We start from the raw sequence: 26,600 nt of genomic DNA on the forward strand, positions 1-26,600 counted from the left end.
CACAGAAACTGTGTTATAATAAAGTGCAGTATATTTGATTATAAATTCCTTGAAAGAGCTAAAAATGAAAAAAATTGTAATTAATGGTGGTCGCCCCTTAAAGGGAGAGGTGACCATTAGCGGTGCTAAAAATAGCGTGGTTGCTTTAATTCCAGCGATAATTTTATCTGATGAAATTGTAACATTGGATTGTGTGCCAGATATTTCCGATGTTGTGAGTTTGATTGACATCATGGAAGCTATGGGAGCAAGCGTTGAGCGTCAAGACGATACGCTGAAAATTGATCCTCGTGGGATAAAAAATATGCCTATGCCTTATGGTAAAATCAATAGCTTGCGTGCTTCTTATTACTTTTATGGTAGTTTGCTTGGACGCTATGGCGAAGCAACAGTTGGCTTGCCTGGTGGCTGTGATTTGGGGCCTCGACCGATTGATTTGCATATCAAAGCTTTTGAAGCTATGGGGGCTACTATGACCTATGAGGGAAATTCCATGAACCTTTCGACAGGTGGCGAGCGGCTTCATGGAGCTAGTATTTACATGGATACAGTAAGTGTCGGAGCGACTATTAATACCATGCTTGCAGCGGTAAAGGCAAAAGGGCGTACTGTTATTGAAAATGCGGCTCGTGAGCCTGAAATCATTGATGTAGCGACACTTTTAAATAATATGGGAGCCCACATCCGAGGGGCCGGTACTGACATTATTATCATTGAAGGTGTTGATAAGCTCCATGGAACTCGTCACCAAGTTATTCCGGATCGAATTGAAGCAGGAACTTATATCTCAATGGCAGCGGCAATTGGTGAAGGAGTGCAAATCAATAATGTCCTTTATGAACACTTAGAGAGTTTTATTGCGAAATTAGAAGAAATGGGAGTCCGCATGACCGTTTCTGAAGATAGCGTGTATGTCGAAAAGCAGCATAATTTGAAAGCAATCAACATTAAGACTGCTCCTTATCCAGGCTTTGCTACAGACTTGCAACAGCCTATTACGCCGCTTTTATTAACGGCTAAGGGACGTGGTTTGATTATTGATACGATTTATGAAAAGCGAGTAAATCATGTCGCTGAATTAGCAAAAATGACCGGTAAGATTTCAACAAGTGCCAATCATATTGCTTATGAAGGACCTAATCAATTGCAAGGGGCAGTCGTCAAAGCAACTGATTTGCGAGCAGGAGCAGCTCTTGTAATCGCAGGATTGCTAGCTCACGGAAAAACTGAGATTACAAATGTAGAATTTATTTTGCGTGGCTATTCAAATATTATTGAAAAGTTGACTAATTTAGGAGCAGATATTCAGCTGGTTGAAGAATAACTTTGAATAGTGTTGGCATGATGAAGTGGGATAGCTCAGTTGGTACGCCAGCTGAGCTTTATCTTCGAGGTAAGGTATGAATTTGTGGACAAAATTGGCAGAATTTGCCTTTATAGAAACAGAACATTTAGTATTGCGCCCCTTTTCCTTTATGGATAGTGAAGATTTTTATAAAATTGCCTCCAATCCTGAAAATCTACATTTCATTTTTCCTGCACAGGCTAATTTGCAAGAAAGTCAACATGTATTGGCTAATTATTTCATGAAATATCCTCTTGGAATTTGGGCGATCTGTGATAAAGATTCTGGGCAAATGATTGGTTCTGTTAAATTTGAAAAGATAGACGAAATCAAGGGTGAAGCAGAGCTTGGTTATTTTCTTCGGCATGATTATTGGGGACATGGTCTGATGACTGAGTGCGTCAAAAATATTGTTTATTTGGCATTTACACAGTTTAATTTGAAGCGACTTTATATTGTAACTCATCTGGAAAACAAAGCTAGCCAAAGGGTTGCCGAGAAGACAGGCTTTTCTTGTAGGCGGCAGTTCAAGGGGAGCGACCGTTATACACGTAAAATGCGGGATTATTTAGAGTTTTGCTATGAAAAAGGAGACTTTCATGAGTAAACATCAAGAAATTATCGCTTATTTGGAAGAATTACCAGTAGGAAAGCGTGTTAGTGTACGCAGTATTTCCAATTATTTAGGAGTAAGCGAGGGGACTGCTTATCGTGCGATTAAAGAAGCCGAAAATCGTGGATTGGTAGAAACACGTCCTCGTAGCGGCACGATTCGCGTGAAATCTCCCAAAGTAGAGCTGGAGCACTTAACATTTAAAGAAATTGCTGAAATTACGAGATCAGAAGTATTAGCTGGTCAAGACGGACTTGAAAAGGAATTCAGTAAATTCTCAATCGGGGCAATGACCGAGAAGAATCTCTTACGTTACTTAACAGAAGGAGGTCTCTTGATTATTGGAGACCGCACCCATATTCAGTTATTGGCTTTGAAGCATGAAAATGCTGTTTTAGTGACAGGTGGTTTGGACGTGAATCATGATGTCTTAAAATTGGCGAACCGCTTAAGCATTCCTGTTCTAAGATCCCAACATGATACCTTTACAGTTGCAACGATTATCAATCGTGCTCTATCCAACATGCAGATCAAAACAGATATTTTAACCGTGGAACAGGTTTATCGTGGTAGTCATGAGTATGGTTTCTTAAAAGATACAGATACCGTTCGTGATTTTATGGATTTGGTTCGGAAAAACCGTAGCAGTCGTTTTCCTGTTGTTAATCAGCATAATATGGTCGTTGGCGTGGTGACTATGCGTGATACTGGTGACAAGTCTCCTCACACTATTTTGGACAAAGTTATGACAAAAAATATCTATGCCGTTACTTTAAATACCAGCATTGCCAATGTTAGCCAGCGCATGATTACAGAAGACTTTGAAATGGTGCCAGTCATTCGGAGCAATCAAACTCTTCTTGGAGTCATTACGCGTCGCGATGTCATGGAAAAAATGAGTCGGGAACAAATCTCCAGCCTACCGACTTTTAGTGACCAAGTCTCTCAAAAACTTCGTCATATCAACAATGAATTTTCTTTTGTTGTGGAACCTTTTATGTTAGAAAGTAACGGTGTTTTATCTAACGGGATTCTAACAGAGATTTTAACGACAGCAACACATCAATACATGACATCTGGCAAGAAAAATATTATTATTGAGCAGATGATGATTTATTTCTTGCAAGCTGTTCAGATTGATGAAACTTTGACGCTTCGACCAAGAATTGTCCGACAAACACGGCATTCTGCTATTTTGGATTACGATATTTACCTAAAACTTCAATTGGTTGCAAAAGCAACAATTACAGTAAAAATAAATTAATACCTCAGATATTAAGGAGAAAGAATGATAACTTTAAAATCACAACGTGAAATTGATTTAATGGAAAAAAGCGGTGCATTTCTCGCCAGTATTCATATCGGTTTAAGGGATTTGATTAAGCCAGGTATTGACATGTGGGAAATTGAAGAGTACGTCCGCAGACGATGTAAGGAAGATAATGCTCTTCCGCTTCAAATTGGTGTAGAAGGGAGCATCATGGACTATCCTTATGCCACTTGCTGCTCATTGAATGACGAAGTGGCACATGCTTTTCCACGCCACCAAAAATTAGTTGAAGGTGACTTAATCAAAGTAGATATGGTCGTTGGCTTAGTTGATAAAGCTGAGTTAGATGTTTCTAAACTCGATTTCAACAACGTAGAACAAATGAAACACTATACAGAAAATTTCCGTGGAGGTGTTGCAGATTCTTGTTGGGCTTATACAGTTGGTCAAGCGAGTGAAGAAGTGCACCAACTGATGGACGTGACAAAAGAATGCCTTTATCGTGGAATTGAGGCTGCTCAAGTTGGCAATCGGATTGGTGACATTGGTGCAGCGATTCAAGAATATGCGGAAAGTCATGGCTATGGTGTCGTTCGTGACTTGGTAGGACACGGTGTTGGACCAACCATGCACGAAGAGCCAATGGTGCCTCATTACGGACGCGCTGGACGCGGATTGCGTCTTCGTGAAGGCATGGTTTTGACAATTGAGCCGATGATTTCAACAGGTACTTGGGAGATTGACACAGATTTTGAAACGGGTTGGGCTCACAAAACGCTGGACGGTGGACTTTCTTGTCAATACGAACATCAATTTGTGATTACCAAAGATGGTCCTGTTATCTTAACCAGCCAAGGAGAAGAAGGAACTTATTAAAAATAAGAATGGAAAGGGGCTTTTTGCTCTGTATTCTAGTAGGAGACGAGATGAAAAAGTTTGTTTCTAAGATTGGACAGAACCCGTTTTTACAATCCTTTTTTAAATTTTATCAAGCATCAGAGATTGATTTGACAAGCATTGCGGTGGCATATTATTTGCTGATTTCGATTTTTCCGTTGCTATTGATTGTTGTGAATATATTGCCTTATTTTCAAATTCCGATAGCAGAATTTTTGGAAGCAATGGAAGATGTTCTGCCTGAATCGCTGTATGAAGTCGTTGCAAAGGTTACCCGAAATTTGCTAACTCAGCCTTCTTCTGGCTTGTTGAGTTTTTCCATCCTTTCGGCTCTATGGGCATTTTCACAATCAATGTCATTTTTACAAAAAGCATTTAATAAAGCTTATGGTGTTGCAAAAGATAGAGGTCTGATATCACATAGATTATTTAGTTTAGTCATTAGCTTGGGGTTGCAATTTCTCTTTGCCTTGTCTCTTTTACTGACAATGTTTGGGAGAATGTCGCTTCGCTTGCTTCATAGCTTTTGGGAGTTTGATGATCAACTATATGCCAGTTTGCAAAGAATGACCCAGCCGACGATTTACACCTTGCTGTTTCTTTCTTTACTGATGCTTTATTACTTTTTACCCAATGTAAAAATCAGGAAAATCCGCTATGTTCTGCCAGGAACGATTTTTGTAGTTTTTACGATTGGGGTATTGTTAAATTTATTTTCCGTTTATTTGGACACTTATGTAAATCACTTAATGGATGTTCGATTTTTTAGTTCCATTTTTGTTGTCGTCGTCATGATTTGGTTTACCTTCATTGCCCAAATTATGATTATTGGGGCAATCTTAAATGCAAGTTACCAAGGATGTCACGAAAAAGAATTTGAAACGAGACACAAACAGCTGACAACGAGACTTATAAAAAATAAAGAGAAGTTCAAATGAAACTTCTTTTTTTGTGGTTATTTTATTGCATTTGCAATAAAATGTGATATAATATTGCTTAAGGAGGCAATATGACGATTTTGCGAGAGATTGGTATCATCGCCCGAGCGTTGGATTCAATGGCGAATATTGAATTTCGCCATGTTGATTTGGCCAAAGGGCAGTATCTTTATTTGGTTCGTATCGTAGAAAATCCCGGTATTATTCAAGAAGAACTTTCGGATTTGCTGAAAGTTGATCGGTCAACCGTTGCTCGCTCTGTCAAAAAATTAGAGAGTAAAGGTTTGATTGAAAGAAGAAGTGCAGCTGGAAATTTAAAAAATAAAGAGCTTTTTGCGACGGATACAGGAAAAAAACTTTACCCGTTTATCTTAGCAGAGCACACTTATTCTGAGCAGCAGGCTTTGACAGGATTTTCAAAAGAAGACGCCCAAATGTTAGAAGATATGTTAGCAAAGGTGCGACAGAATATTACTGATGATTGGGAATTGGTTAAAAAAGGACAAAAAAGAAATTATTGAGAGGTGTAAAATGAAAGTCACAGTTGAAAATGAATTTTGGGAATTATTTCCTCAAGCGCAAATTAGCATTATGGTTGTTAAAGGTTTGGATAATAGCGTTGACGAAAGCAAAAAACCTTATTTTAAATCTTTGTTAGACAAGGGAAGCAAGCGTGCAGAAGATTTTATCGTAGATGAAACCTTTACGCAAAATGACGTGATTCAAGAATGGCGTGGTGCTTTTAGTAAGTTTAAAACTAAAAAAGGTGCGCGTTCTTCCATTGAAGCTCTTTTAAAAAGGGTAAGTCAAGGTCGTGAGTTCAATCCAATCAATCCATTGGTGGATATTTATAATAGTGTATCACTTTCCTATGCCGTTCCTTGTGGTGGTGAAGATATTGCTAAGATTCAAGGAGGGTTGCATCTTGGAAAAGCGCAAGGAGGCGAAGCTTTCTTTCCACTTGGTGCAGAGACGGATGCACCAGCTCTTCCAGAAGAGATTATCTATTATGATAATGAAGGAGCGGTTTGTCGCTGCTTTAACTGGCGGGAAGCGCAACGGACAATGCTGACTGAAGGCACAACGGACGCAGTACTAGTCATCGAGGCTATCAATGAAGACCAAGCCAAACGCGCGCAAGCAGCTATGCAGGAATTGCAACATTTGGTAGAAGATTATTTTGGAGTCAAAGGAGAAATTACTCATCTGACAATTGACAATCCAAGTGTAGAAATTTAAGAAAAAAGAGCCTTAAGGCTCCTTTGGATTTAAGACAAACCACCATTGAGGTAGGTTTGTCTTTTTAATTAGTTGATTTATTTTTAAATACAAAGATTTTGCTAAAAACATAATTAAGCACAATAATAACGATTTGAGCAAACAATGTTTCAATAGTGTTGACCGTTTTAATGTCATTGTGGACAAATTGACCGATAATGTTAGGAAATGTTGTGACAAAAATGAATGTGAGTCCCATGTCCAGCAGAAAAGTAGAAAGTCGCGCAAGAGCAAATTTGACAAAACGAGCGCCCCAGCCCCTTCTTTCTTGCTTAAAAACAATCGTGTCATTTGTCGCAAAAGCAAAAAGGATTCCAGCGATATTGCCTATCGCTGTAGAAAGTAATTCATTACTCGTGAAAGCATAACAAAGCATACGTGTAAGAACTGCAACAGCAGTTGTAGCAACACCAAAAAACAAATAGGATAAGATTTCGTTATCGAAAAAGCGTTTTATATAATTTTTCATAGATTTAGTCTATCATATTTGAAAAAAATATGCTATACTTGAAAGGCTGTATTCGTTTTGTCAATGCAGCCCTTGGTGCTTAGTTCCCTTTCGCCAAGCATATTACACGCGGTTTGGCCGCTAAAGGAGAAAACATGGAAAAAATTACTGTTCGTGATATGGCTCAGATTGCTCTTGTTGCTGCGATTTATGTCGCACTAACAATGACACCGCCCTTGAATGCTATTAGCTATGGTGCCTACCAATTTCGGATTTCTGAAATGATGAACTTTATGGCTTTTTATAAACCTAAGTACATCATCGGAGTCACCCTGGGTTGTATGATTACAAATTTATTTAGCTTTGGAATCATCGATGTCTTTGTCGGTGGTGGCTCAACTTTGGTCTTTTTGAGCTTAGGTGTGTATTTCTTTAGAAAATACATGAATGAATACTTGTTTAATGGACTGATCAATAAAGCTTTCTTTTATTTTGCGATTTTCTTTTCACTTTCTATGGTGACCATTGCAGCTGAATTGTATCTTGTCGCTAAAGCACCGTTTTTCTTGACTTGGTTTACGACAGCGGTAGGAGAGTTTGCTTCACTCATTATTGGTGGAATCTTAATGGATAAGCTAAATAAACGGATTGATTTAGGAAGATAACATATCAACAAAACATGCCAAGGAATTTCTCAGCATGTTTTTTTATATTTCATGAATGACAGAAATGAGTCATTTCCAATGAGCAAGAAGCATAATCAATAGTAAAATCTATTGCAAGTTTGATGTTATTTGGCACCAAGTAATTGTTCTTTACAGTGAACGAGTTCGGTTATAAGGGCACAGTATGGCGTGTCTACACCATATTGTTGTCCCTTTCGTGCAATAGCTCCGTTGATATAATCAATTTCTGTCAAACGATTGTGCTCGTTCAAATCTTGATACATGGAAGGGTAATGCAAGCCAATTGTATCGCGATTATAGCAGTTCTTTTCAATGTAGTTCACGGTTTCTGTGACATTCAAGTCTACATTTTCGTGTTTTGCAACTGCTGCAAACTCACTCACAATCTTTTCAACGATAGCATGTGCAGGAGTAGTGTCTCCAAAGTCTGCCATATTAGCAAGCAAAAGGGTACACAAACTATTCATCGTTCCGTTGACACAGGCTTTTTTATAAATGGCATATAAGATATTTTCTGTATATTGCGCATTTAATCCAGCAGAATTCAAGGTTTCAATGACTTTATAAGCTACTTGTGCAGCTTTTGGATCTGCGACTAAATTCTTCAAAGCGATTGAGCCGTTTCCGAATAATTTTGCACGTCCAGGTTCTTCCATACCAGCAGTCCACATAGTGTTTCCAATCATAATTTGATTTCTTGGGACATATTTTTCAATGACTTCTTCGTGACCAATCCCATTTAATAGGCAGAGAACAGCTGTATCATCATGTATCAAAGGTTGAATATCTGCTAACATCGCTTCTAGCTGCATAGCTTTCGTAAATAGAATAATTAAGTCATTAGATAAACTTGGATCTACTTGACTTTGCAAATAGATGGGCAACTTGGCAACAACTTCTTCGCCGTTTAAGTTCGCTTGTAAACCATCTTTTTGAATAGCTGTGACATGTTCTTCCCAGCCATCTACTAAAGTCACTTTATGTCCTGCTCGATGCAACATCAGAGCAAAGCGGCTACCCATGGCACCGACACCTGCAATTGTAATATTCATACTAACAATTCTCCTAGCTTTTTTATTTATAGTATATTTTACTTCTTTTATGTATTTTAATCAATTAAATTTTTGAAATTTATCATATTTGATGTGATGAAGATTATTTTTCTGCTATTTTACATTTTTGTCTAATTTTTTGTAAAGAATATAGGTAAGAATGCTGTAGAAACGCATGAATTATGATAAAATAGAAATATGAAAGACAGAATGTTAGAACTGGTGAAGCTGCTCAATCAGTATGCTCATGAATATTATACCACCGATAATCCAAGCGTATCGGATAGTGAATATGATAAGTTGTATCATGAATTATTAGATTTAGAAAAGCAGTATCCAGAGTTCGTTCAGCCTGATAGCCCAACTCATCGTGTGGGAGGTAAGGTTTTAGAAGGTTTTGAAAAATACCAACACCAGTATCCGCTCTATAGTTTGCAGGATGCTTTTTCACGTGAAGAGTTAGATGCATTTGATACACGGATTCGGAAAGATTTTCCAGATGTTAGCTATCTATGTGAACTAAAAATTGACGGCCTCTCTATTTCTCTCATGTATGAAAAGGGGATTTTAGTTGCAGGAGCGACTCGCGGAGACGGTTCTGTCGGGGAAAATATCACAGAAAATTTGAAAAGAGTGAAAGATATTCCTTTAAAGTTGCCAAGCGAAGTTGATATGACTGTTCGTGGTGAATGTTATATGCCACGCAGTTCTTTTGATGCGGTGAATCAGCTACGTCAGGAAAACGGAGAACCAGAATTTGCTAATCCGAGAAATGCAGCGGCAGGAACATTGCGTCAGTTAGATACTGCAATTGTAGCCAAACGTAATCTTGCAACCTTTCTCTATCAAGAAGCCAGTCCGACAAGTGCGACGAGCCAAGAAGCTGTTTTAAATCAGTTATCTAAAAATGGCTTCAGTGTGAATGAGCGGCATATTTTGGCACATTCGATGGATGAAGTGTGGCAGTTTATTGGACAAATCGCTCAAGAACGCGACCAGTTACCGTATGATATTGACGGTGTTGTAATCAAGGTAAATGATTTGGTTGTGCAGGAAGAGCTGGGCTTTACTGTAAAAGCACCAAAATGGGCGATTGCTTACAAATTTCCAGCTGAAGAAAAAGAAGCGCAGCTTTTATCAGTTGACTGGACAGTTGGACGGACTGGAGTTGTTACGCCAACCGCCAACTTGACGCCTGTGCAATTAGCGGGGACAACGGTCAGCCGAGCCACTTTACACAATGTGGATTACATTGCTGAAAAGGACATTCGCAAAGGCGATACGGTCATCGTTTACAAAGCAGGTGACATCATTCCAGCTGTTTTGCAAGTGGTTGAAAGTAAGCGCCAATCAGAAGAGAAATTGGAGATTCCAAAGAATTGTCCAAGTTGCAACAGCGAGTTGATTCACTTTGAAGATGAGGTTGCTTTACGCTGTATCAATCCACGTTGTCCTGCACAAATCAAAGAAGGCTTGATTCATTTTGCTAGTCGCGATGCCATGAATATCACAGGTCTTGGTCCTGCTGTTGTAGAAAAGTTATTTGATCAGCAGTTGGTAAATGATGTGGCTGGCATTTATCGCTTGACTGTTGAAGATTTGCTGCAATTGGAAAATTTTAAGGAAAAATCAGCTAATAAGTTGTATACTGCTATTCAGACTTCTAAGGAAAATTCTGCCGAGAAATTATTATTTGGCTTGGGCATTCGCCATGTTGGAAGTAAAGCTAGTCAGATTTTGCTAGAGCATTTTCATGATTTGGAGCAATTAGCAAAAGCAGAAAAAGAAGGAATTGCTGCGCTGGATAGTCTAGGAATGGTGATTGCTGAGAGTCTTTCTAGCTATTTCGCACAAGAAGGAACTCATATTTTATTGTCGGAATTAAAAGAAGCGGGGTTAAATTTCACTTACCTTGGCGAAAAAGTGGCAGCAGATGCAGCACTTTCTGGATTGACCGTTGTTTTAACAGGAAAATTGGAGCGTCTCAATCGTTCAGAGGCGAAAAAGAAATTAGAAAGTTTAGGTGCAAAGGTGACGAGCTCGGTCTCTAAGAAAACAAGTCTAGTCGTTGCCGGAGCAGATGCAGGAAGTAAATTAACAAAAGCTCAAGAGTTGGGCATAACCATTCGTGATGAAGCTTGGCTTGAGAGTTTATAGAGGTTTGTATGGAAACAGCTAGAAAAAGAGCACGATTGATTTATAATCCGACCTCTGGTCAGGAAATTATTAAAAAAAATATCGCAGAAGTTTTAGACGTTTTAGAAGATGTAGGCTATGAAACAAGTGCCTATCAGACAACGCCCGCTCCTTTATCAGCTCAAAACGAAGCAGAGAGAGCGGCTAAAGCAGGATTTGATTTAATTGTGGCAGCTGGTGGCGATGGAACAATTAACGAAGTGGTTAATGGCGTGGCACCTTTGGAAAACCGTCCTAAGTTGGCGTTTATTCCTACTGGTACAACCAATGACTATGCGCGTGCTCTCAAAATTCCAATGGGAGATCCAGTAGCAGCTGCTCGGATTATTGAAAAAGATCAAACCATAAAAATGGATATTGGTCAGGCTTATGAGAAAAAATATTTTATTAATATTGCTGCAGCGGGAACTTTGACAGAATTAACATATAGTGTTCCAAGTGAAGTAAAATCGCGCCTTGGTTATCTTGCTTATGTAGCCAAGGGAGCGGAAATGCTGCCAAAATCTAAATTACGTAAAGTACATATTGAGCACGACCACGGTGTGTTTGAAGGCAAGGTCTCTTTAATCTTTGTTGCCTTAACCAATTCAATTGGCGGTTTTGAAAAATTAGCGCCAGATACAGTGCTAGATGATGGTAATTTTACCTTGATTTTGGTAAAAACTGCTCGGTTGTTTGATATGTTGGCGTTGATGATTCAAGCAATCAATGGTGGTCAACATGTGACAGATGTGAATGTAGAATATTTAAAAACAAGTAAGTTAAAGTTAGAAGTTTTAGACAAAAAAGCCCCATTCATGTTAAATCTGGATGGCGAATATGGTGGAGATACTCCTGTTGAATTAGAAGTTCTTCATAACCATTTAGAATTTTTTGCAAATATTGATGAGATTAGCGATAGTGCTTTGTCATTGGAGAATAAAGAATAATCAGGAGAATGTGATGTTAGACTATCGTGTCTTAATCCATTACCATAATCAATTAGGAAATTATGCAGCCTATAATATGTGGAAATGGCAAATGAATAAATGGGGAGAAGAGAGTGCTTTTTTCCAGTATGATGATTTTGGGATTCAAGGAACCTTGTCCTATACAAGCGAACAAGCTTTGAGTAATGTCCATGTCATTGTAAAAACAATCGATTGGTCTCACCAGTCGGTTGATTATTCCATTCAGTTGTTACCGCCTCATTTAGTGACTGAGGTTTGGATTATCGAAAGAGACAGTCAAGTTTATTATTCTAGGCAGGCTGCTATGACTAGTCCGTATTACGCAAAGTGTGATCCTCGTGCCTTTGATATGGCATTGGACAGCAAACATTTTGACCAGCATTGGGGGTACCAAGGTTGGTTGGGATGCCGGTATAATGGTGAGCAAGCAGAATTCAAACTCTGGGCACCGACTGCAAAAAAAGTTCAGTTAGTAGTCTATAAGAATAGCACTAACAAAGCGAAAATCTGGAAGGTCTACGACTTACAAAGAGGAAAAGATTTTTCCAAAGATCATGCTAAAAATACAATCGGAGTCTGGTCTCGGGTGATTTCGGATGACTTGGCAAATAAAGCCTATCAGTATCAGCTAGAGTTTGAACATCACAAAACAGTAACACGCGATCCGTATGCGGAAGCCGTAACGGAAGACGGAAAGCGTTCTGTCATTTTATCGCCTGCGGAGCGAAATCCAAAACATTTCCAAGTGAAACAAGGGCAACAAGCAATTTGGCGTCTAGAGAATCCTTGTCAAGCTGTTATTTATGAGATGCATGTACGAGATTTGACGAAGTCTAACAGTTCTGGCGTGTCTAAAAAACACCGAGGAACCTTTTTAGGGGCTTGTCAAAAAGGAACAAAAAATAGAACAGGTCAAGCGACAGGATTTGATTATATTCAATCATTAGGTGTCAATGTCGTACAATTGCAGCCCATCTCTGATCGACACAAAGAGTATGACCAAGATGGAAATGTAATGTATAATTGGGGCTATGACCCTCAAAATTACAATGCTCCTGAAACGAGTTTTTCAACAGATCCAGCAAACCCGTCTCAAGGAATGCGGGATTTAAAAACGATGATTCAAGCCTATCATGATGCGGGCATTTCCGTAGTGATAGATGTTGTATACAACCATATTTATTCGACTCATGATTCACCGTTTCAACAAGCAGTGCCTGATTATTACTATCGGATGAATCCAGACGGCTCTTTCCAAAATGGAACAGGTGTGGGGAGCGAGACAGCCAGCGAGCATGAAATGTTTCGTAAATATATGATTGATTCTATCCTTTATTGGGTAAAAGAGTATAATATTGATGGTTTTCGTTTTGATTTAATGGGCATTCATGATATTGAAACGATGCGTCAAATTCGGGAAGCGTTAGATGAAATTGACTCGAGAATTCTCACATACGGTGAAGGTTGGGATATGGGGACAGGATTGCTTCCGCTTGACAAAGCAAAAAAAGACAATGCCTTTGAATTGCCAAATATCGGATTTTTCAACGATACTGAACGTGATGCTATCAAAGGAGCAGAAGTCTACGGCGGCTTAAAAGCCGGCTTTGTAAGTGGACAAGCAACAGAATCAATTGTTGCCAAGGCAATTCTAGGAAGCAGTGAGTTAGGAACCTATCTAGAGCCAAAACAAGTCGTTAATTATGTAGAAGCACACGATAATTACAATTTGCACGATTTGTTAGCCGAACTTCATCCAAATGATGATGAATTGACTCGTACTAAGCGGATTGAATTAGCGACTGCGATGAATCTCCTCTTGCAAGGTATGAGTTTTATGGAGCTGGGACAGGAATTTTTACGTAGCAAACTAGTTGCAACTGGAGCAAATGGGAATGCCATTCAGGCAGATCATAAGCGTGCTATGAACAGTTATAACGCTCCCGACGCTGTCAATCAAGTAGACTGGGATTTATTAGCTCATCATCAAGAAAGTATCAACTATATCAAACAGATGATTCATTTAAAAACGACAACAAAAGAATTTTCTTACCAGCATTATGATGACATTTACCAGCATGCCTTTGTACATTCAGCGCATTCCGGAAGTGGAATTGTCATTTTTGAAGTGAAAGATGATAATTATTACCTCGTAATTTTTAATGCAAGTGGTGATAGATACAATATTGAAGATATTGGAAATTTGAAACTTGTAGCTGGAAATAGTCGTCAAGTTAGCGATTCTTTTGTTGAAGATCTGACAGCTACAGTCTTTGAAGTCGTAGAATGGTAATATCAAAAGATGTCAAGATTTTTTCTTGACACCTTTTCTTTCTTGTGATAAGATAGAGTGTGTTGGGAATAGTTCTGCTATTCCTAAAAATAAAAAAGAGAAAAGAGAAATTTTTAAAATGGCAGTTAAAATCCGTTTAACTCGTATGGGTTCTAAGAAAAAACCTTTCTATCGTATCAATGTAGCAGACTCACGTTCACCACGTGACGGACGTTTTATCGAAACAGTTGGAACTTACAATCCACTTGTTGCTGAAAACCAAGTAACTTTAAAAGAAGATCGTATTCTTGACTGGTTGTCAAAAGGTGCTCAACCTTCTGATACTGTTCGTAACATTCTTTCAAAAGCTGGTGTGATGAAGAAATTCCACGATTCTAAATACTCTAAATAATAGAAGTGCAGGTTGACTATGGATACGATTGAAAATCTTATTATTGCGATAGTGAAACCTTTGATTTCACAACCAGATGCTTTAACTATCAAGATTGAAGATACACCAGAATTTTTGGAATATCATTTAGATCTTGACCCTAGTGATGTTGGACGTGTAATCGGTCGTAAAGGTCGCACGATCTCTGCGATAAGAACGATTGTTTATTCTGTCCCAACCGAAGATAAAAAAGTCAGAATTGTTATTGATGAAAAATAAAAATGGAGCCATTCAGGCTCTATTTTTTTGAAATCTATATAGAAAGCATGTTTGAATTTTATATTAAAAATCCCAATTCTTCTAATGCTTTTTCGACATAGTCTAAATCTTGTTGCGAATCAGCTTCTACTAGATGATAATGGACACCGTCTGTCAATTCAGATAAACCGCGAAAATTGGTCTCGTGAATTTGTTGGATGAAATGCTGAACATCTCTGCGACAAGTTAATTTCAGATAGGTTTGAATTTCCCCATAAACGGGATGCTCTACCATAATATTTTGAACTCGTCCACCGTTATCTACAATTGCCAGTAATTCCACTTCAATATCTTCAATCGTATGCTTAACTTTAAAAAGCTGGTGATAATATTTAGCAGTATCATTCGTTTTGTAAATATAGCCTCGATTTGTACTAATAATAGGGGCGCCATCTGCTCGTAAAACGGCAATGTCTTGTACAATGATTTGTCGAGTAACATGGAATTTTTCTGCTAAAATTTGTCCATTTAAGGGAGTTTCCGCAGTTTTTAAAAGCTGTAATAAATCTGTTCTTCTTTGTTTTATCATAAATTCATTGTAGAATAAATCTGTTAAATATTCAAGATTTAGCGGATTTTTTGTAGAGCTTTATAGATAAATTGTGCAATGATAAAATCAACGATACTATGAATAATAGTTCCAACTCCTACGAGGATGAAAAGCAGATAAAACATATTTGCTGGAAAAGAAGTTGAGGCGTAAAAGATGAGGCAAGCAAGGACTTCAGCAATTGCATGAATAAAGGCAAGGACAATATTAAGAATCCAAGTCTGGATTGGTTTATCTAAAGCTTTAGGATATTTTTTTAGATAAAGAGCGCCTACCAAGCCGAAGAATATGTGCGACAGGGCGCGAAGAACGATAACAATGGGATAACCAGCTACTAAAAAACCAAAAGTAGATCCTAGAATAACGATCAAAGCCATTAACGGCGAGATAAACATGGCTAAAAAGATGGGAACATGGCTTGCCAAAGTGTAGGATGCAGGTGGAATAATAATTTTTGCAGGCATAACCATCGGAATAACAATAGCTAGTGCAGTCAGAAGAGCCGTAAGAGTTAGAAATTGATTTTTTGTTTTAGGTTTCATAATTTTCTCCTTTTTACTGTATATACACAAGTATAGTATACTGTTTTTTCAGATAATGTCAAGAGAAAATTTTGATAGAATAGGACAGAATTTCTAAACAATCTGTGTAATTTCTGTTAGAATGTCAGTAGTAGGAGAATATTATGATAGATGTAAAGAAACAACCGGAGTATATTTTCATTGATTCTTCCTTACGTTTGCGAAAGTATGATGGACAAGCTCATCTCGCCTTTCCTTGGTATCAAGACCCTGAGGTAATCAGTTTGATAGATGGTAGTCGAGAGCTTTACACGCTTCAACGAATTAAGAAAATGTATGATTATCTTACTCAGCGTGGAGAAGTGTATTTTATTGAAGTTTTGACAAATGCAGGTTGGCAGCCGATTGGTGATGTGAGTTTTTGGCAAGAGGACATGCCGATTGTTATTGGCAATTCAGCTTATCGTGGTCAGGGAATCGGGAGGACAGTTGTTCAGGTATTGGTTGAACGCGGACGCAAGTTGGGCTATAAGCGCTTGTATGTTCAAGAAATCTATGATTATAATGAAGCTTCTAAGAAGATGTTTGAGTCAGTAGGATTTTATCCTTTGGAAAAGACTGAAAATGGGCATCGCTATGCTTTGGATTTGATGCTTCCTTTGTCAGCTATTCAACCAAGTCAATTTTATCTTTCTGAGAAGAAATTAGAGCAGGTACAGATATGGTTCGATACAAAGGACATAAACGCTTTAAAGCCTTTACCAATTAAGCGATTGAAAGATAAAATCTTTTTCACTGATGGACATAGCAGAGCATTTATAGCTTATCAAGCCGGTTTTGAAGAGATTCCAGTTTGTGCAGAAGAGGACGATTTGAATTGGGATTTTTATTACTATTGCCTTCAAACTTGTGAAAAAATGGGAATTTTTACGATAAAAGATTTAGAAAATCGTATCTTGCCTGAGTCGGATTATAGGAAAAAATGGTTGGATTGGTGCCAGCGAGTCGCGAAAGATTTTGAAGAATAACTAGTGATTATGTTATAATAAACAAGAAAACACTTTCACATAGAAGAGGTCAAAAATGATTTATGAATTTTGTGCAGAAAATGTGACTAATTTGGAAAAAGCCATGCAGGCTGGTGCTCGACGAATTGAACTTTGCGATAATCTAGCAGTTGGCGGAACAACGCCTAGTTACGGTGTCATAAAAGCGGCTGTTGAGCTAGCAAAACCTTACAATGTGACCGTTATGACGATGATTCGTCCACGCGAGGGAGACTTTGTATACAATGACTTGGAAATGGAAATCATGCTAGAAGACATTCAAATGGCGCGCAGCGCTGGGACACACGGACTTGTTTTTGGTGTTTTGACAAGTGCTAATAAAATTGATTATCCAAAAATGGAAAAATTATTAAAAGCCTCGCAAGGGCTGGAAGTCGTCTTTCACATGGCTTTTGACGCCATTCCAAGAGAACATCAATTTAGTGAAATGAACTGGCTAATGGAACATAGCGTGAAACGGATTCTAACTCACGGTGGACTGGCAGAAGAGCCGATTCAAGAGCATTTTTCTTGGTTATATGAATTGATAAATCATGCAGCTGGTCGGATTGATATTTTACCAGGAGGCGGTATTACGGTTGATAATCGTGATGAAATTGTTGCAAAGCTCGGCGTCAATCAACTTCATGGTACCAAAATTGTATTTTAGAAAGTGAAGATCATGTTAGACTTATTTGAGAAATATCAAGCAAATCCAGAAAAATTACAGGTATTTGGTTTTGAAAAAAGAGGAGAAGAGTTTGTTTATTCTCAGGAAATAATGAATGGTGATTTTCTGTTACAGCTAAAACTGCAGGGTGAGAAGCTGGACTATCAAGTGTTTGACCAAGAGACTTGTGATGAATACGTACAAGTCAAAATGGAGACTATGACGGGTGAATTTGTCGGTCAAGTCCGTGAAGCCTGTCAGGAGATTTTTTTGACGATTCGAGCTAATTGTTTTGAGGAAGTTGGCTTTCTTTATGAACAGAGTAGCCGCTTGCAGGAGTACGTAGCGAAGACCTATGGCGGACGACTGGAATATCTCTGGGAGAATTCTTCAAAACATAGCAATCTTCATGCTGGTGTTTTTCGACATCGGGATACTAAAAAATGGTATGGTATTTTTATGACGATAGACTGGTCAAAGTTTGAAAATGGCAAAACAGGTCCAATAGAAGTGCTGAATGTCAAAAACAATCAAGTGGCTGTTTTACTTAAAAAAGCAGGGATTTACCCAGCATTTCACATGAATAAAAAATATTGGCTGAGCCTACCCTTGGATGATACTTTGACGGATACAGAACTTTTTTCCCTTTTGAATAAAAGCTTTGAATTGACCCAAAAGAAATGAGGAACACAGTTAGGTTGCGCTAGCTGCGTTTTATTTTTACAGATAATGCAACAAAATAGTGTATAATGGTAACCAGTAATAGCAGAGGAGAGAGTATGAATCTTATTAGAAAATTGGGCTGGTTTTTCAAACTGGAGAAAAAACGTTATATTATCGGAATTCTAGCCTTGTCTTTGGTTAGTGTTTTTAATTTAATTCCTCCTAGAGTAATTGGTGTGGTGATTGACCGTATTGCTAACCGAAATCTAACGTCAGACCAGTTGCTTTTAAATCTTTTACTTTTGGTTGCTTCGGCCTTTATTATGTATGGTCTGCGTTATCTTTGGCGGCTGTACATTTTTGGAACGGCAAATCATTTGGGACGACTTTTGCGTTCTCAACTCTTTGAGCACTTTACCCAAATGGCACCGTCTTTTTACCAAAAATATCGAACAGGAGATTTGATGGCGCATGCAACGAATGACATTAATGCAGTTGTAAGTGTGGCAGGTGGGGGTGTCATGTCGGCGGTAGATGCCTCTATCACAGCACTGGTAACGCTGCTGACCATGTTTTTTGTTTTAGACTGGCGCTTGACTTTGATTGCTATTCTGCCATTGCCATTTCTTTCCTGGGGAACCAGTTTAATTGGACGAAAAAATCATGAGAGCTTTAAAGCGGCTCAGGAAGCCTTTTCTGACTTGAATAACAAGGTACAGGAAAGCGTTTCGGGGATTAAAGTGACGAAGTCTTTTGGCTATCAAAAAGCAGAAAGTTACTCTTTTGCTAGAACAAATCAGGATGTCTATGAGAAGAATATTTTAGCCGCTAAATACAATTCTCTCTTTGACCCTATGGTTCTGATTTTCATTGGCTTATCTTATGCGTTAACTTTGATTTTTGGGGGAATATTCATCTCTAGAGGGCAATTTACAGTCGGGGAATTAGTGACGTTTATTACTTATCTAGATATGCTGGTATGGCCTTTGCAGGCGATGGGCTATCTCTTCAACATCAGCCAAAGAGGAATGGTTTCTTATGAACGGATTGAGCGACTATTAGCAGAAAAATCGGATGTCGAAGAGACCAAAAATCCCGTTTTCCCTATAAAAAATGGCCGTTTGGTCTATGATATTCAGCGTTTTTCTTATGAAGAAACAACCACTTTATCCAATATTCATTTTGCATTAGAAAAGGGGCAGACGCTAGGAATTGTTGGACAAACAGGTTCTGGCAAAACAACACTATTACGCCTGCTCATGCGAGAACAGGATATTCAAGAAGGTGCTATTTATCTGAATGATCATGATATTCGAGATTATAGCTTAAATGATTTGCGGAGTTTGATTGGTTACGTGCCACAAGAGCAGATTCTTTTTGCGATGTCAATTGCGGACAATATTCGTTTTGCAAATCCAGACTTGTCAGATGACGAAGTGATTCAAGCTAGTAAACTTTGTGGCCTTTATGAGGATATTATTGCCATGCCGGAAGGCTTTCATACGATTGTTGGTGAACGTGGAGTGTCACTTTCAGGGGGCCAAAAGCAACGTTTAGCGATGAGTCGTGCGCTCGTTCTGAAACCAGATATTTTAATCTTGGATGATTCTTTGTCTGCTGTTGATGCTAAAACAGAGCATTTGATTTTAGAAAACCTTAAGGGAGAAAGAGATGGTAAAACAACTATTATTACTGCTCACCGATTGTCAGCAGTTGTTCATGCAGATTTGATCTTAGTTATGGAAAATGGACGCATTAAAGAGCGAGGCACACACCAAGAATTGCTGGCTCAAAACGGTTGGTATGCGCACACTTATCATAATCAACAATTGGCAGAGAGTCTGAAGGAGGAGTGATTATGAAAAAACAAGCAACTTTTCATCGCCTTCTGACTTATATGTGGCGTTATAAATGGGTGAGCATTTTGGCACTTGCTTTTATCTTTGCGACAACTTTGGTAACGACAGCTTTGCCACTTTTGGCTCGGTATTTCATTGACCATTTTATCAGTCGTCATCAGATTATGGCGGGATTTTATATTTTGATTCTCTATTATGCTCTCTTTTTTTTGAGGGTGCTATTTACTTTCTTAGGACAGTATTCTTTTGCCCGTGTGGCATATAGCATTGTTCGCGATCTGCGTCAGGAGAGTTTTGAAAATATTGAACGGTTACGTATGGCTTATTTTGATCAAACGGCTGCAGGAGCGATTGTTTCCCGTTTGACGAATGATACACAAGCGGTAGCAGATATGTTCAGTAGCATCTTCTCAAGCTTTATAAGTTCCATTTTTATTCTTGTTGTAACAGTAGTGACGATGTGCACCTTGAATTGGCGCTTGACAGGACTTATTGTACTCTTTTTACCAGTCATGCTAGGCTCCATTTTACTTTATCAACGCTTATCTAATCGTCTGCTAAAACTCGTCCGAAGCAAACTGAGCGATTTGAATGTCAAACTTTCTGAAAGTATTGAGGGGATGCGAATTATTCAGGCGTTTGGTCAGGAAAAACGCCTAATAAATGAATTTGAAACGATTAACGGCGAGCATTTGGAGTATACAGTTCGCTATCTCAATATCAATAGCCTTTTTCTGCGTCCAGCTATGTCTTTGCTGAAAATTTTAGCTTATGCGGTTATTTTAGCCTACTTTGGCTTTACTTGGCAGGTTGCAGGAGTGACAGCAGGGGTCATGTATGCTTTTATCCAATATGTCAATCAACTTTTCAATCCTCTGATTGATTTGATGCAAAATTACTCTGTTTTGCAGACATCTATGGTGGCTGCAGACCGTGTTTTTACAATCATAGACCGTAGAGACTATGAGCCCAATCAAGCTAATCTTCCATTGGAAATTACAGCTGGGAATATTGAATTTCGTCATGTTTCCTTTTCATACGACGGCAAGCGTGATGTTCTGAAAAATATTTCATTTTCAGTCAAGCAGGAGGAAACAATCGCCTTTGTCGGTTCGACTGGCTCAGGCAAGTCTTCAATCATCAATCTTTTTCTGCGATTTTATGAATTTGAAATAGGAGAAATTTTAATTGATGATAAAAATATTAAGAATTACAGCCAAGCTGAACTGCGCCGGAATATTGGTTTAGTTCTTCAAGATCCTTTCCTCTATCACGGTACCATTGCTTCTAATATCCAAATGTATCAGGAAAATATGAGTCGAGAGGATATTGTAGAAGCTGCGAAGTTTGTGGATGCTCACGATTTTATTAGTCAGCTTCCTACAGGATATGACAGTCCAGTAACCGAGCGAGGAGCGACTTTTTCAAGTGGACAAAGGCAATTGCTAGCTTTTGCTCGAACAATCGCTACCAAGCCTAAAATCTTGATTTTGGACGAAGCAACTGCTAATATCGACTCAGAGACCGAAGAACTTATCCAAACTTCGCTGAAAAAAATGCGCCAAGGACGAACAACGATTGCCATTGCTCACCGGCTGTCCACCATTCAGGACGCTAACTGCATTTATGTCATGGAGCAGGGGCGTATCATTGAATCTGGCACACACGAAGAGCTTCTAGCGCTTAAGGGTACTTATTATAAAATGTATCAGTTGCAGGCTGGAATGATGGAAAAAGCGTAAAGTCTTAAAAAAGGAGTTTCGACTCCTTTTTATAAATATTCATTTAAGTGTTCTAAGGTTTTTTCTAGATCCCCGTATTTAATTTTTGCATATTGATAAGGACAATCCTGTATATAGCTTGCTTCAAAAAAATCCAATGGCAGATTGCTATGTTTGAGGGAACTGATAGATTTAAGTCCACGTAGATCTAGTAAGATACCATCTCTATTGAGAAAGTAGGAAAGTTTGAGCTGATTTTGGCTTAAAAGTTTTCTAGCTCTCGTCAATTCTTTTTCTTGTTGATTGAGCAGAGAAAGACGATTTTTTTCAAACATGAGATTGTCAATATAAAGGGATAGAGCTTTCTGCATGATGAGATTGCTGTCGTAATCTACTGCTTTTTTGTAGGTAATAAAAGTAGACTGAATAGCTGGAGGAAATAGCAGAGCTGTTATCCGAAGGGCGGGGAAGAGACTAGTAGAAAATGACTTGATATAGATGACATGCTGGCTGTCGTCCAAGTAATGAAAGGTCAGTTCGCATTTGCTGTCAAAGTCAGCCAAATAATCATCTTCTATGATATAAACATCATAAAGCCGAGCGAGACGAATGATTTCTTCCTTCTCCTTTCGACTGTAAGAATGCCCCAAGGGATAATGAAAACGCGGGATAGTATAGAAGAATTTGATACGACCAGATTGAAAAATCCGCTCCAATTCTTCTAAATCAATCCCTTCTGGAGTTCGCTCAATTGTTTGATAAGGAAGTTGTTGCGCAGTTAGCAAATCGTTTATCCGATGGTAGGTCGGCTGTTCAACTAGAATTTCATATTTTTTATTTGGAAAGGTAATTTGCGAAAGAATATAAAGAGCTTGCTGGGTACCAGACGTCAGAACGAGCCTGTCAGCAGAGGTGTAGATAGCTGAATCCAGAAGCAGCTGCTGGACAGATTGTCGCAAGTCTTCCAGCCCTTCTTGCTGAGAATAGTAGTTAAAAAGATAATTCTCACGTCCAATCAACGTTTCATTGAGACAAAGTCGAAAGTCTTCATAAATTTGGTAGTGGTCATCTCTGACGGTTAAGTCTATGTCCTGCTGGTCTTCCAGACTATTTTCCAGCACATAGTAGCCACTTTTAGGAACCGCATAGATATACTTTTGATATTTCAACTCTATCAGTGCCTTCTGGGCTGTGTCTTTGCTACAGCGATAGTCGTCTGCCAGCTGACGGACAGAAGGAATCTTTTGTCCCTTGGACAAGTTCCCACTTTTAATATCTTGGCTAATCTGATCTACGATACATTGATACTTAGGTTTTATCATCTTAACTGTCCCCATACAGAAGAATTTTTTCTCTATTGTAACGTATTTTGAAATCTTTTACAATCAGGAAATGATGTATGGTATTTGTTATTGATGGTAGCGATTGAAATATTTTTAAATATTAAAACATTTTACTTATTATTATGTTATAATGTGTATGATAGCGCTTTAAATGTGATTTGTAGCAAAATTTTTATAAAAGGAGAGCATCATGAACGGTTTGGTTTTAGGATTGGATATCGGTATTGCATCTGTCGGAGTGGGAATTTTAAATAAAGAAACAGGTGAAATTATTCACGCTAATTCGAGAATTTTTCCAGCTGCAACTGCAGACAGAAATGTAGAACGTCGTGGATTTAGACAAGGCAGAAGACTTGGTCGAAGGAAGAAACATCGCAGCGTTCGCTTAAACGACCTTTTTGAAGAATTCGGTTTTGTAACAGATTTTTCTGATGTCCCTTTAAACTTAAATCCTTATATTCTGCGTGTGAAAGGTTTGAGTGAAGAATTAACAATTGAAGAGTTGTTTATTGCGCTTAAAAACATTATTAAACGGCGTGGTATCAGCTATCTGGATGATGCAAGTGAAGATGGAGAATCAGCTTCCAATGAGTACGGAAAAGCTGTTGAAGAAAATAGAAAATTACTTACCGATAAGACTCCTGGACAAATTCAATTAGAACGCTTTGAAAAATATGGGCGGGTTCGTGGTGATTTCACTGTAGTTGAGAATGGCGAAAATCATCGTCTTATTAATGTTTTTTCAACCTCTTCTTATAAAAAAGAAGCTGAAAGGATTTTGAAAAAACAACAGGAATATAATCAAGATATTTCAGATGAATTTATTCAAGACTATTTAACAATTTTGACCGGTAAACGCAAGTATTATCATGGTCCTGGAAATGAAAAGTCAAGAACGGACTACGGACGCTTTAGAAAAGATGGAACAACTCTGGAAAATATTTTCGGTATTTTAATTGGGAAATGTACTTTTTATCCTGATGAATATCGAGCAGCAAAGGTGTCATATACCGCGCAGGAATTTAATTTGCTCAACGACCTCAATAATTTAACAGTTCCAACTGAAACGAAAAAATTAAGACCAGAACAAAAGCGGCAGATTGTCGAGTATGCTCGAACTGCAAAAACTTTAGGAACTCCAACTTTACTGAAATATATTGCTAAGTTAGTAGATGGTTCTATTGATGACATAAAAGGATATCGGATTGATAAATCTGATAAACCGGAGATGCATACTTTTGACGCCTATCGTAAAATGAGAACACTAGAACTGGTGGATGTAGATATATTATCAAGAGAAACCTTGGATGATTTAGCGCACATTCTAACCTTGAACACAGAAAGTGAAGGTATTTTAGAAGCTCTTAACAGTAAAATACCTGGTACATTTACCAAAGAGCAGATTGATGAGTTAATTCAGTTTAGGAAGAAAAACAGTGCGGTATTTGGAAAAGGTTGGCATAATTTTTCTCTTAAGTTAATGAATGAATTGATTCCGGAGCTTTATGAGACTTCAGAGGAGCAAATGACTATTTTGACTCGTCTAGGTAAACAAAGAAGTAGAGAAATTTCAAAACGAACTAAATACATAGATGAAAAAGAATTAACAGATGAAATTTATAACCCTGTTGTTGCCAAATCTGTCCGTCAGGCTATTAAAATCATCAACTTAGCGACCAAAAAATATGGCATTTTTGATAATATTGTCATTGAAATGGCGCGTGAAAGCAATGAAGATGATGAGAAAAAAGCAATTCAAAACGCCCAAAAAGCCAATGAAGATGAAAAGAAAGCAGCAATGGAAAAAGCTGCTGATCTATACAATGGTAAAAAAGAGTTACCAGACAGTATTTTTCATGGACACAAAGAGTTAGCAACCAAAATTCGCCTTTGGCATCAACAGGGAGAACGCTGCCTTTATACAGGAAAGAACATCTCTATTCATGATTTAATTCATAATCCACATCAGTATGAAATTGATCATATTCTGCCGCTTTCACTTTCTTTTGATGATGGCTTAGCCAATAAGGTTCTGGTGCTAGCAACAGCTAATCAGGAAAAGGGACAGAGAACACCATTCCAGGCTTTAGATAGTATGGATGATGCGTGGTCTTACATAGAGTTCAAACAATATGTCAGGAATTCTAAAAGCTTAAGTAATAAGAAAAAAGACTATCTGCTGACCGAAGAAGATATCAGCAAGATTGAAGTAAAACAAAAATTCATTGAGCGCAATCTCGTGGACACACGTTACTCATCACGGGTAGTCCTAAATACTTTGCAGGAATTTTACAAAACAAATGATTTCGATACAAAAATTTCGGTTGTTCGTGGTCAATTTACATCACAACTGAGAAGAAAGTGGAAAATTGAAAAAAGTCGTGATACCTATCACCACCACGCAGTAGATGCTCTCATCATCGCGGCCTCCAATCAGTTGAGACTCTGGAAAAAGCAGAATAATCCTTTGATTTCTTATAAAGAAGGGCAGCTTGTAGATCCTGAAACGGGAGAGATTCTTTCACTGACAGATGACGAATATAAGGAACTTGTTTTCAGACCTCCATATGATTATTTTGTAGATACATTGAAGAGCAAATCGTTTGAAGACAGTATCTTGTTTTCTTATCAAGTGGATTCTAAATATAACCGAAAAATATCAGATGCTACAATCTATGGAACTAGAAAAGCTCAGTTGGGGAAAGATAAGCAGGAGGAAACTTATGTACTTGGAAAAATTAAGGATATCTATTCTCAAAAGGGCTATGAAGATTTTATCAAGAGATATAAGAAAGATAAAACTCAATTCTTGATGTATCACAAAGATCCACAGACCTTTGAAAAAGTTATTGAAGAAATTCTTAAAACCTATCCTGACAAAGAGTTAAACGAAAAGGGTAAAGAAATTCCCTGCAATCCTTTTGAAAAGTACAGACAAGAAAATGGTCCTATTCGAAAATACAGCAAAAAGGGCAAAGGCCCAGAGATTAAAAGCCTTAAGTATTATGATAATAAACTTGGCAATCACATTGATATTACTCCTGTAAACAGTCAGAACCAGGTTGTTTTACAGTCTTTGAAGCCTTGGCGTACAGATGTCTATTTTAATCTTAAAACTGGTAAATATGAATTAATGGGATTGAAGTATTCGGATTTACGATTTGAAAAAGGAAGTGGGAATTATGGTATTTCAATCAAAAAATATAATGAAATTAAAAAGAAAGAAGGGGTGAATAAGGATTCGGAATTTAAATTTACCCTATACAAGAATGATTTAATTTTGATTAAAGATACTGAAAGTGTAGAACAGGAGCTGTTTAGGTTTTTGTCAAGAACTATGCCAAATCAAAAACACTATGTTGAACTAAAGCCTTATGATAAAGGAAACTATGAAGGTAAAGAAGCCATTAAAATTTTTGGAACAACTTCTAATGGACGCTGCTTAAAAAGTCTGAGAAGAATAGACGTCTCCATCTATAAAGTTAAAACAGATGTTCTTGGTAATAAATATTTTATTAAAAAAGAGGGTGATCAACCACAGCTCAATTTCAAGAAAAAAATTTAAAAAAAGAG

General features: G+C 38.0%; 24 protein-coding genes and 1 riboswitch. Of the genes, 19 read left to right on the forward strand and 5 right to left on the reverse strand.

The annotated features are described in order from the left end of the window. The first annotated feature begins 64 nt into the window (after positions 1–64). The 7 genes from EL087_RS04120 (at position 65) to EL087_RS04150 (ending at position 6,302) form a co-directional block, all read left to right on the forward strand. Positions 65–1,324 carry a UDP-N-acetylglucosamine 1-carboxyvinyltransferase gene (locus EL087_RS04120; protein WP_003042302.1) on the forward strand — a complete coding sequence of 420 codons (1,260 nt, stop codon included), beginning with the start codon at positions 65–67 and terminating at the stop codon, positions 1,322–1,324. A 76-nt stretch (positions 1,325–1,400) separates the two neighbouring features. After that, complete coding sequence (locus tag EL087_RS04125) at positions 1,401–1,952, forward strand: GNAT family N-acetyltransferase (RefSeq protein WP_126406994.1); 552 nt, start codon at positions 1,401–1,403, stop codon at positions 1,950–1,952. After that, entirely contained in the window at positions 1,945–3,222 is a 1,278-nt protein-coding gene (gene spxR / locus EL087_RS04130) for a CBS-HotDog domain-containing transcription factor SpxR (protein WP_164558130.1), read from the forward strand. Before EL087_RS04125 ends, spxR begins: the two co-directional genes overlap by 8 nt. Positions 3,223–3,246: 24 nt before the next feature. Continuing rightward, the gene (locus EL087_RS04135) at positions 3,247–4,104 is read left to right on the forward strand and encodes a methionyl aminopeptidase (protein ID WP_003042110.1); all 858 of its coding nucleotides are present in this window, start codon (positions 3,247–3,249) and stop codon (positions 4,102–4,104) included. Positions 4,105–4,154: 50 nt separating this feature from the next. After that, complete coding sequence (locus EL087_RS04140) at positions 4,155–5,063, forward strand: YihY/virulence factor BrkB family protein (protein WP_003042389.1); 909 nt, start codon at positions 4,155–4,157, stop codon at positions 5,061–5,063. 71 nt (positions 5,064–5,134) lie between these two features. Then, on the forward strand, positions 5,135–5,584 hold the full coding sequence (locus tag EL087_RS04145) for a MarR family winged helix-turn-helix transcriptional regulator (RefSeq protein WP_003029833.1): 450 nt from the start codon (positions 5,135–5,137) through the stop codon (positions 5,582–5,584). Between the two features lie 10 nt (positions 5,585–5,594). Further along, on the forward strand, positions 5,595–6,302 hold the full coding sequence (locus EL087_RS04150; protein WP_126406998.1) for a B3/4 domain-containing protein: 708 nt from the start codon (positions 5,595–5,597) through the stop codon (positions 6,300–6,302). A gap of 64 nt (positions 6,303–6,366) precedes the next feature. Here the strand turns inward: EL087_RS04150 and EL087_RS04155 are convergent, their stop codons facing one another. Then, a complete protein-coding gene (locus EL087_RS04155; RefSeq protein WP_003029828.1) occupies positions 6,367–6,810 on the reverse strand; it encodes a GtrA family protein in 444 nt (147 codons plus the stop codon). A gap of 28 nt (positions 6,811–6,838) precedes the next feature. Beyond that, positions 6,839–6,947, forward strand: a riboswitch (PreQ1 riboswitch). Here EL087_RS04155 and EL087_RS04160 point away from each other — a divergent pair. Further along, positions 6,945–7,454, forward strand: coding sequence for a QueT transporter family protein (locus EL087_RS04160; protein ID WP_126407001.1), 510 nt, complete (start codon positions 6,945–6,947; stop codon positions 7,452–7,454). (Overlaps the previous riboswitch by 3 nt.) A 125-nt stretch (positions 7,455–7,579) precedes the next feature. On the opposite strand, the gene EL087_RS04165 is transcribed toward EL087_RS04160, so the two are convergent. Then, positions 7,580–8,527 (reverse strand): 2-dehydropantoate 2-reductase, encoded by a 948-nt coding sequence (locus EL087_RS04165; protein WP_126407003.1) that lies wholly within the window; start codon positions 8,525–8,527, stop codon positions 7,580–7,582. 198 nt (positions 8,528–8,725) lie between these two features. On the opposite strand from EL087_RS04165, the gene ligA reads away from it, so the two are divergent. The 5 genes from ligA (at position 8,726) to kphA (ending at position 14,615) form a co-directional block, all read left to right on the forward strand. Next, positions 8,726–10,684, forward strand: coding sequence for an NAD-dependent DNA ligase LigA (ligA, locus tag EL087_RS04170; RefSeq protein ID WP_126407005.1), 1,959 nt, complete (start codon positions 8,726–8,728; stop codon positions 10,682–10,684). Positions 10,685–10,692: 8 nt separating this feature from the next. Further along, entirely contained in the window at positions 10,693–11,652 is a 960-nt protein-coding gene (locus EL087_RS04175) for a diacylglycerol kinase family lipid kinase (protein ID WP_126407007.1), read from the forward strand. A 13-nt stretch (positions 11,653–11,665) separates the two neighbouring features. Next, positions 11,666–13,966, forward strand: coding sequence for a type I pullulanase (pulA, locus tag EL087_RS04180; RefSeq protein ID WP_126407009.1), 2,301 nt, complete (start codon positions 11,666–11,668; stop codon positions 13,964–13,966). Between the two features lie 118 nt (positions 13,967–14,084). Next, positions 14,085–14,357: a 30S ribosomal protein S16 gene (rpsP, locus tag EL087_RS04185; protein ID WP_003024685.1), complete on the forward strand. Its 273-nt coding sequence runs from the start codon at positions 14,085–14,087 to the stop codon at positions 14,355–14,357. Positions 14,358–14,375: 18 nt separating this feature from the next. Next, a complete protein-coding gene (gene kphA, locus EL087_RS04190; protein ID WP_003001620.1) occupies positions 14,376–14,615 on the forward strand; it encodes an RNA-binding protein KphA in 240 nt (79 codons plus the stop codon). Positions 14,616–14,673: 58 nt separating this feature from the next. Here the strand turns inward: kphA and EL087_RS04195 are convergent, their stop codons facing one another. Next, positions 14,674–15,183 (reverse strand): transcription repressor NadR, encoded by a 510-nt coding sequence (locus tag EL087_RS04195; RefSeq protein WP_003033213.1) that lies wholly within the window; start codon positions 15,181–15,183, stop codon positions 14,674–14,676. A gap of 38 nt (positions 15,184–15,221) precedes the next feature. Further along, positions 15,222–15,746 (reverse strand): ECF transporter S component, encoded by a 525-nt coding sequence (locus tag EL087_RS04200; RefSeq protein ID WP_126407011.1) that lies wholly within the window; start codon positions 15,744–15,746, stop codon positions 15,222–15,224. Positions 15,747–15,889: 143 nt separating this feature from the next. On the opposite strand from EL087_RS04200, the gene EL087_RS04205 reads away from it, so the two are divergent. From EL087_RS04205 to EL087_RS04225, 5 genes are all read left to right on the forward strand, one after another. Then, the gene (locus EL087_RS04205) at positions 15,890–16,753 is read left to right on the forward strand and encodes a GNAT family N-acetyltransferase (protein ID WP_126407013.1); all 864 of its coding nucleotides are present in this window, start codon (positions 15,890–15,892) and stop codon (positions 16,751–16,753) included. Between the two features lie 55 nt (positions 16,754–16,808). Next, on the forward strand, positions 16,809–17,441 hold the full coding sequence (locus EL087_RS04210; protein ID WP_126407015.1) for a copper homeostasis protein CutC: 633 nt from the start codon (positions 16,809–16,811) through the stop codon (positions 17,439–17,441). A gap of 12 nt (positions 17,442–17,453) precedes the next feature. After that, entirely contained in the window at positions 17,454–18,125 is a 672-nt protein-coding gene (locus tag EL087_RS04215; RefSeq protein WP_126407017.1) for an MmcQ/YjbR family DNA-binding protein, read from the forward strand. A 95-nt stretch (positions 18,126–18,220) separates the two neighbouring features. Continuing rightward, positions 18,221–19,960 carry an ABC transporter ATP-binding protein gene (locus EL087_RS04220; RefSeq protein WP_126407019.1) on the forward strand — a complete coding sequence of 580 codons (1,740 nt, stop codon included), beginning with the start codon at positions 18,221–18,223 and terminating at the stop codon, positions 19,958–19,960. A 2-nt stretch (positions 19,961–19,962) separates the two neighbouring features. Next, positions 19,963–21,705, forward strand: coding sequence for an ABC transporter ATP-binding protein (locus EL087_RS04225; RefSeq protein ID WP_126407021.1), 1,743 nt, complete (start codon positions 19,963–19,965; stop codon positions 21,703–21,705). A 29-nt stretch (positions 21,706–21,734) separates the two neighbouring features. Here EL087_RS04225 and EL087_RS04230 read toward each other — a convergent pair whose 3' ends face one another. Next, complete coding sequence (locus EL087_RS04230) at positions 21,735–23,021, reverse strand: PLP-dependent aminotransferase family protein (protein WP_126407023.1); 1,287 nt, start codon at positions 23,019–23,021, stop codon at positions 21,735–21,737. Between the two features lie 196 nt (positions 23,022–23,217). On the opposite strand from EL087_RS04230, the gene cas9 reads away from it, so the two are divergent. After that, positions 23,218–26,592, forward strand: coding sequence for a type II CRISPR RNA-guided endonuclease Cas9 (gene cas9 / locus EL087_RS04235; RefSeq protein WP_126407025.1), 3,375 nt, complete (start codon positions 23,218–23,220; stop codon positions 26,590–26,592). Positions 26,593–26,600 lie beyond the last annotated feature (8 nt).

Origin of the sequence: Streptococcus milleri (assembly GCF_900636525.1) — a bacterium.
Taxonomy (GTDB): domain Bacteria; phylum Bacillota; class Bacilli; order Lactobacillales; family Streptococcaceae; genus Streptococcus; species Streptococcus hominis.

Bases quoted from the DNA above. Each gene is read 5' to 3' on its own strand.
- EL087_RS04195 (WP_003033213.1), bottom strand. From the start codon at position 15,183: ATGATAAAACAAAGAAGAACAGATTTATTACAGCTTTTAAAAACTGCG.
- EL087_RS04150 (WP_126406998.1), top strand. From the start codon at position 5,595: ATGAAAGTCACAGTTGAAAATGAATTTTGGGAATTATTTCCTCAAGCG.
- EL087_RS04125 (WP_126406994.1), top strand. From the start codon at position 1,401: ATGAATTTGTGGACAAAATTGGCAGAATTTGCCTTTATAGAAACAGAA.
- spxR (WP_164558130.1), top strand. From the start codon at position 1,945: ATGAGTAAACATCAAGAAATTATCGCTTATTTGGAAGAATTACCAGTA.
- EL087_RS04155 (WP_003029828.1), bottom strand. From the start codon at position 6,810: ATGAAAAATTATATAAAACGCTTTTTCGATAACGAAATCTTATCCTAT.
- EL087_RS04175 (WP_126407007.1), top strand. From the start codon at position 10,693: ATGGAAACAGCTAGAAAAAGAGCACGATTGATTTATAATCCGACCTCT.
- EL087_RS04160 (WP_126407001.1), top strand. From the start codon at position 6,945: ATGGAAAAAATTACTGTTCGTGATATGGCTCAGATTGCTCTTGTTGCT.
- EL087_RS04220 (WP_126407019.1), top strand. From the start codon at position 18,221: ATGAATCTTATTAGAAAATTGGGCTGGTTTTTCAAACTGGAGAAAAAA.
- cas9 (WP_126407025.1), top strand. From the start codon at position 23,218: ATGAACGGTTTGGTTTTAGGATTGGATATCGGTATTGCATCTGTCGGA.
- ligA (WP_126407005.1), top strand. From the start codon at position 8,726: ATGAAAGACAGAATGTTAGAACTGGTGAAGCTGCTCAATCAGTATGCT.
- kphA (WP_003001620.1), top strand. From the start codon at position 14,376: ATGGATACGATTGAAAATCTTATTATTGCGATAGTGAAACCTTTGATT.
- EL087_RS04145 (WP_003029833.1), top strand. From the start codon at position 5,135: ATGACGATTTTGCGAGAGATTGGTATCATCGCCCGAGCGTTGGATTCA.
- EL087_RS04165 (WP_126407003.1), bottom strand. From the start codon at position 8,527: ATGAATATTACAATTGCAGGTGTCGGTGCCATGGGTAGCCGCTTTGCT.
- EL087_RS04230 (WP_126407023.1), bottom strand. From the start codon at position 23,021: ATGGGGACAGTTAAGATGATAAAACCTAAGTATCAATGTATCGTAGAT.
- EL087_RS04205 (WP_126407013.1), top strand. From the start codon at position 15,890: ATGATAGATGTAAAGAAACAACCGGAGTATATTTTCATTGATTCTTCC.
- EL087_RS04225 (WP_126407021.1), top strand. From the start codon at position 19,963: ATGAAAAAACAAGCAACTTTTCATCGCCTTCTGACTTATATGTGGCGT.
- EL087_RS04210 (WP_126407015.1), top strand. From the start codon at position 16,809: ATGATTTATGAATTTTGTGCAGAAAATGTGACTAATTTGGAAAAAGCC.
- pulA (WP_126407009.1), top strand. From the start codon at position 11,666: ATGTTAGACTATCGTGTCTTAATCCATTACCATAATCAATTAGGAAAT.
- EL087_RS04200 (WP_126407011.1), bottom strand. From the start codon at position 15,746: ATGAAACCTAAAACAAAAAATCAATTTCTAACTCTTACGGCTCTTCTG.
- rpsP (WP_003024685.1), top strand. From the start codon at position 14,085: ATGGCAGTTAAAATCCGTTTAACTCGTATGGGTTCTAAGAAAAAACCT.
- EL087_RS04215 (WP_126407017.1), top strand. From the start codon at position 17,454: ATGTTAGACTTATTTGAGAAATATCAAGCAAATCCAGAAAAATTACAG.
- EL087_RS04135 (WP_003042110.1), top strand. From the start codon at position 3,247: ATGATAACTTTAAAATCACAACGTGAAATTGATTTAATGGAAAAAAGC.
- EL087_RS04120 (WP_003042302.1), top strand. From the start codon at position 65: ATGAAAAAAATTGTAATTAATGGTGGTCGCCCCTTAAAGGGAGAGGTG.
- EL087_RS04140 (WP_003042389.1), top strand. From the start codon at position 4,155: ATGAAAAAGTTTGTTTCTAAGATTGGACAGAACCCGTTTTTACAATCC.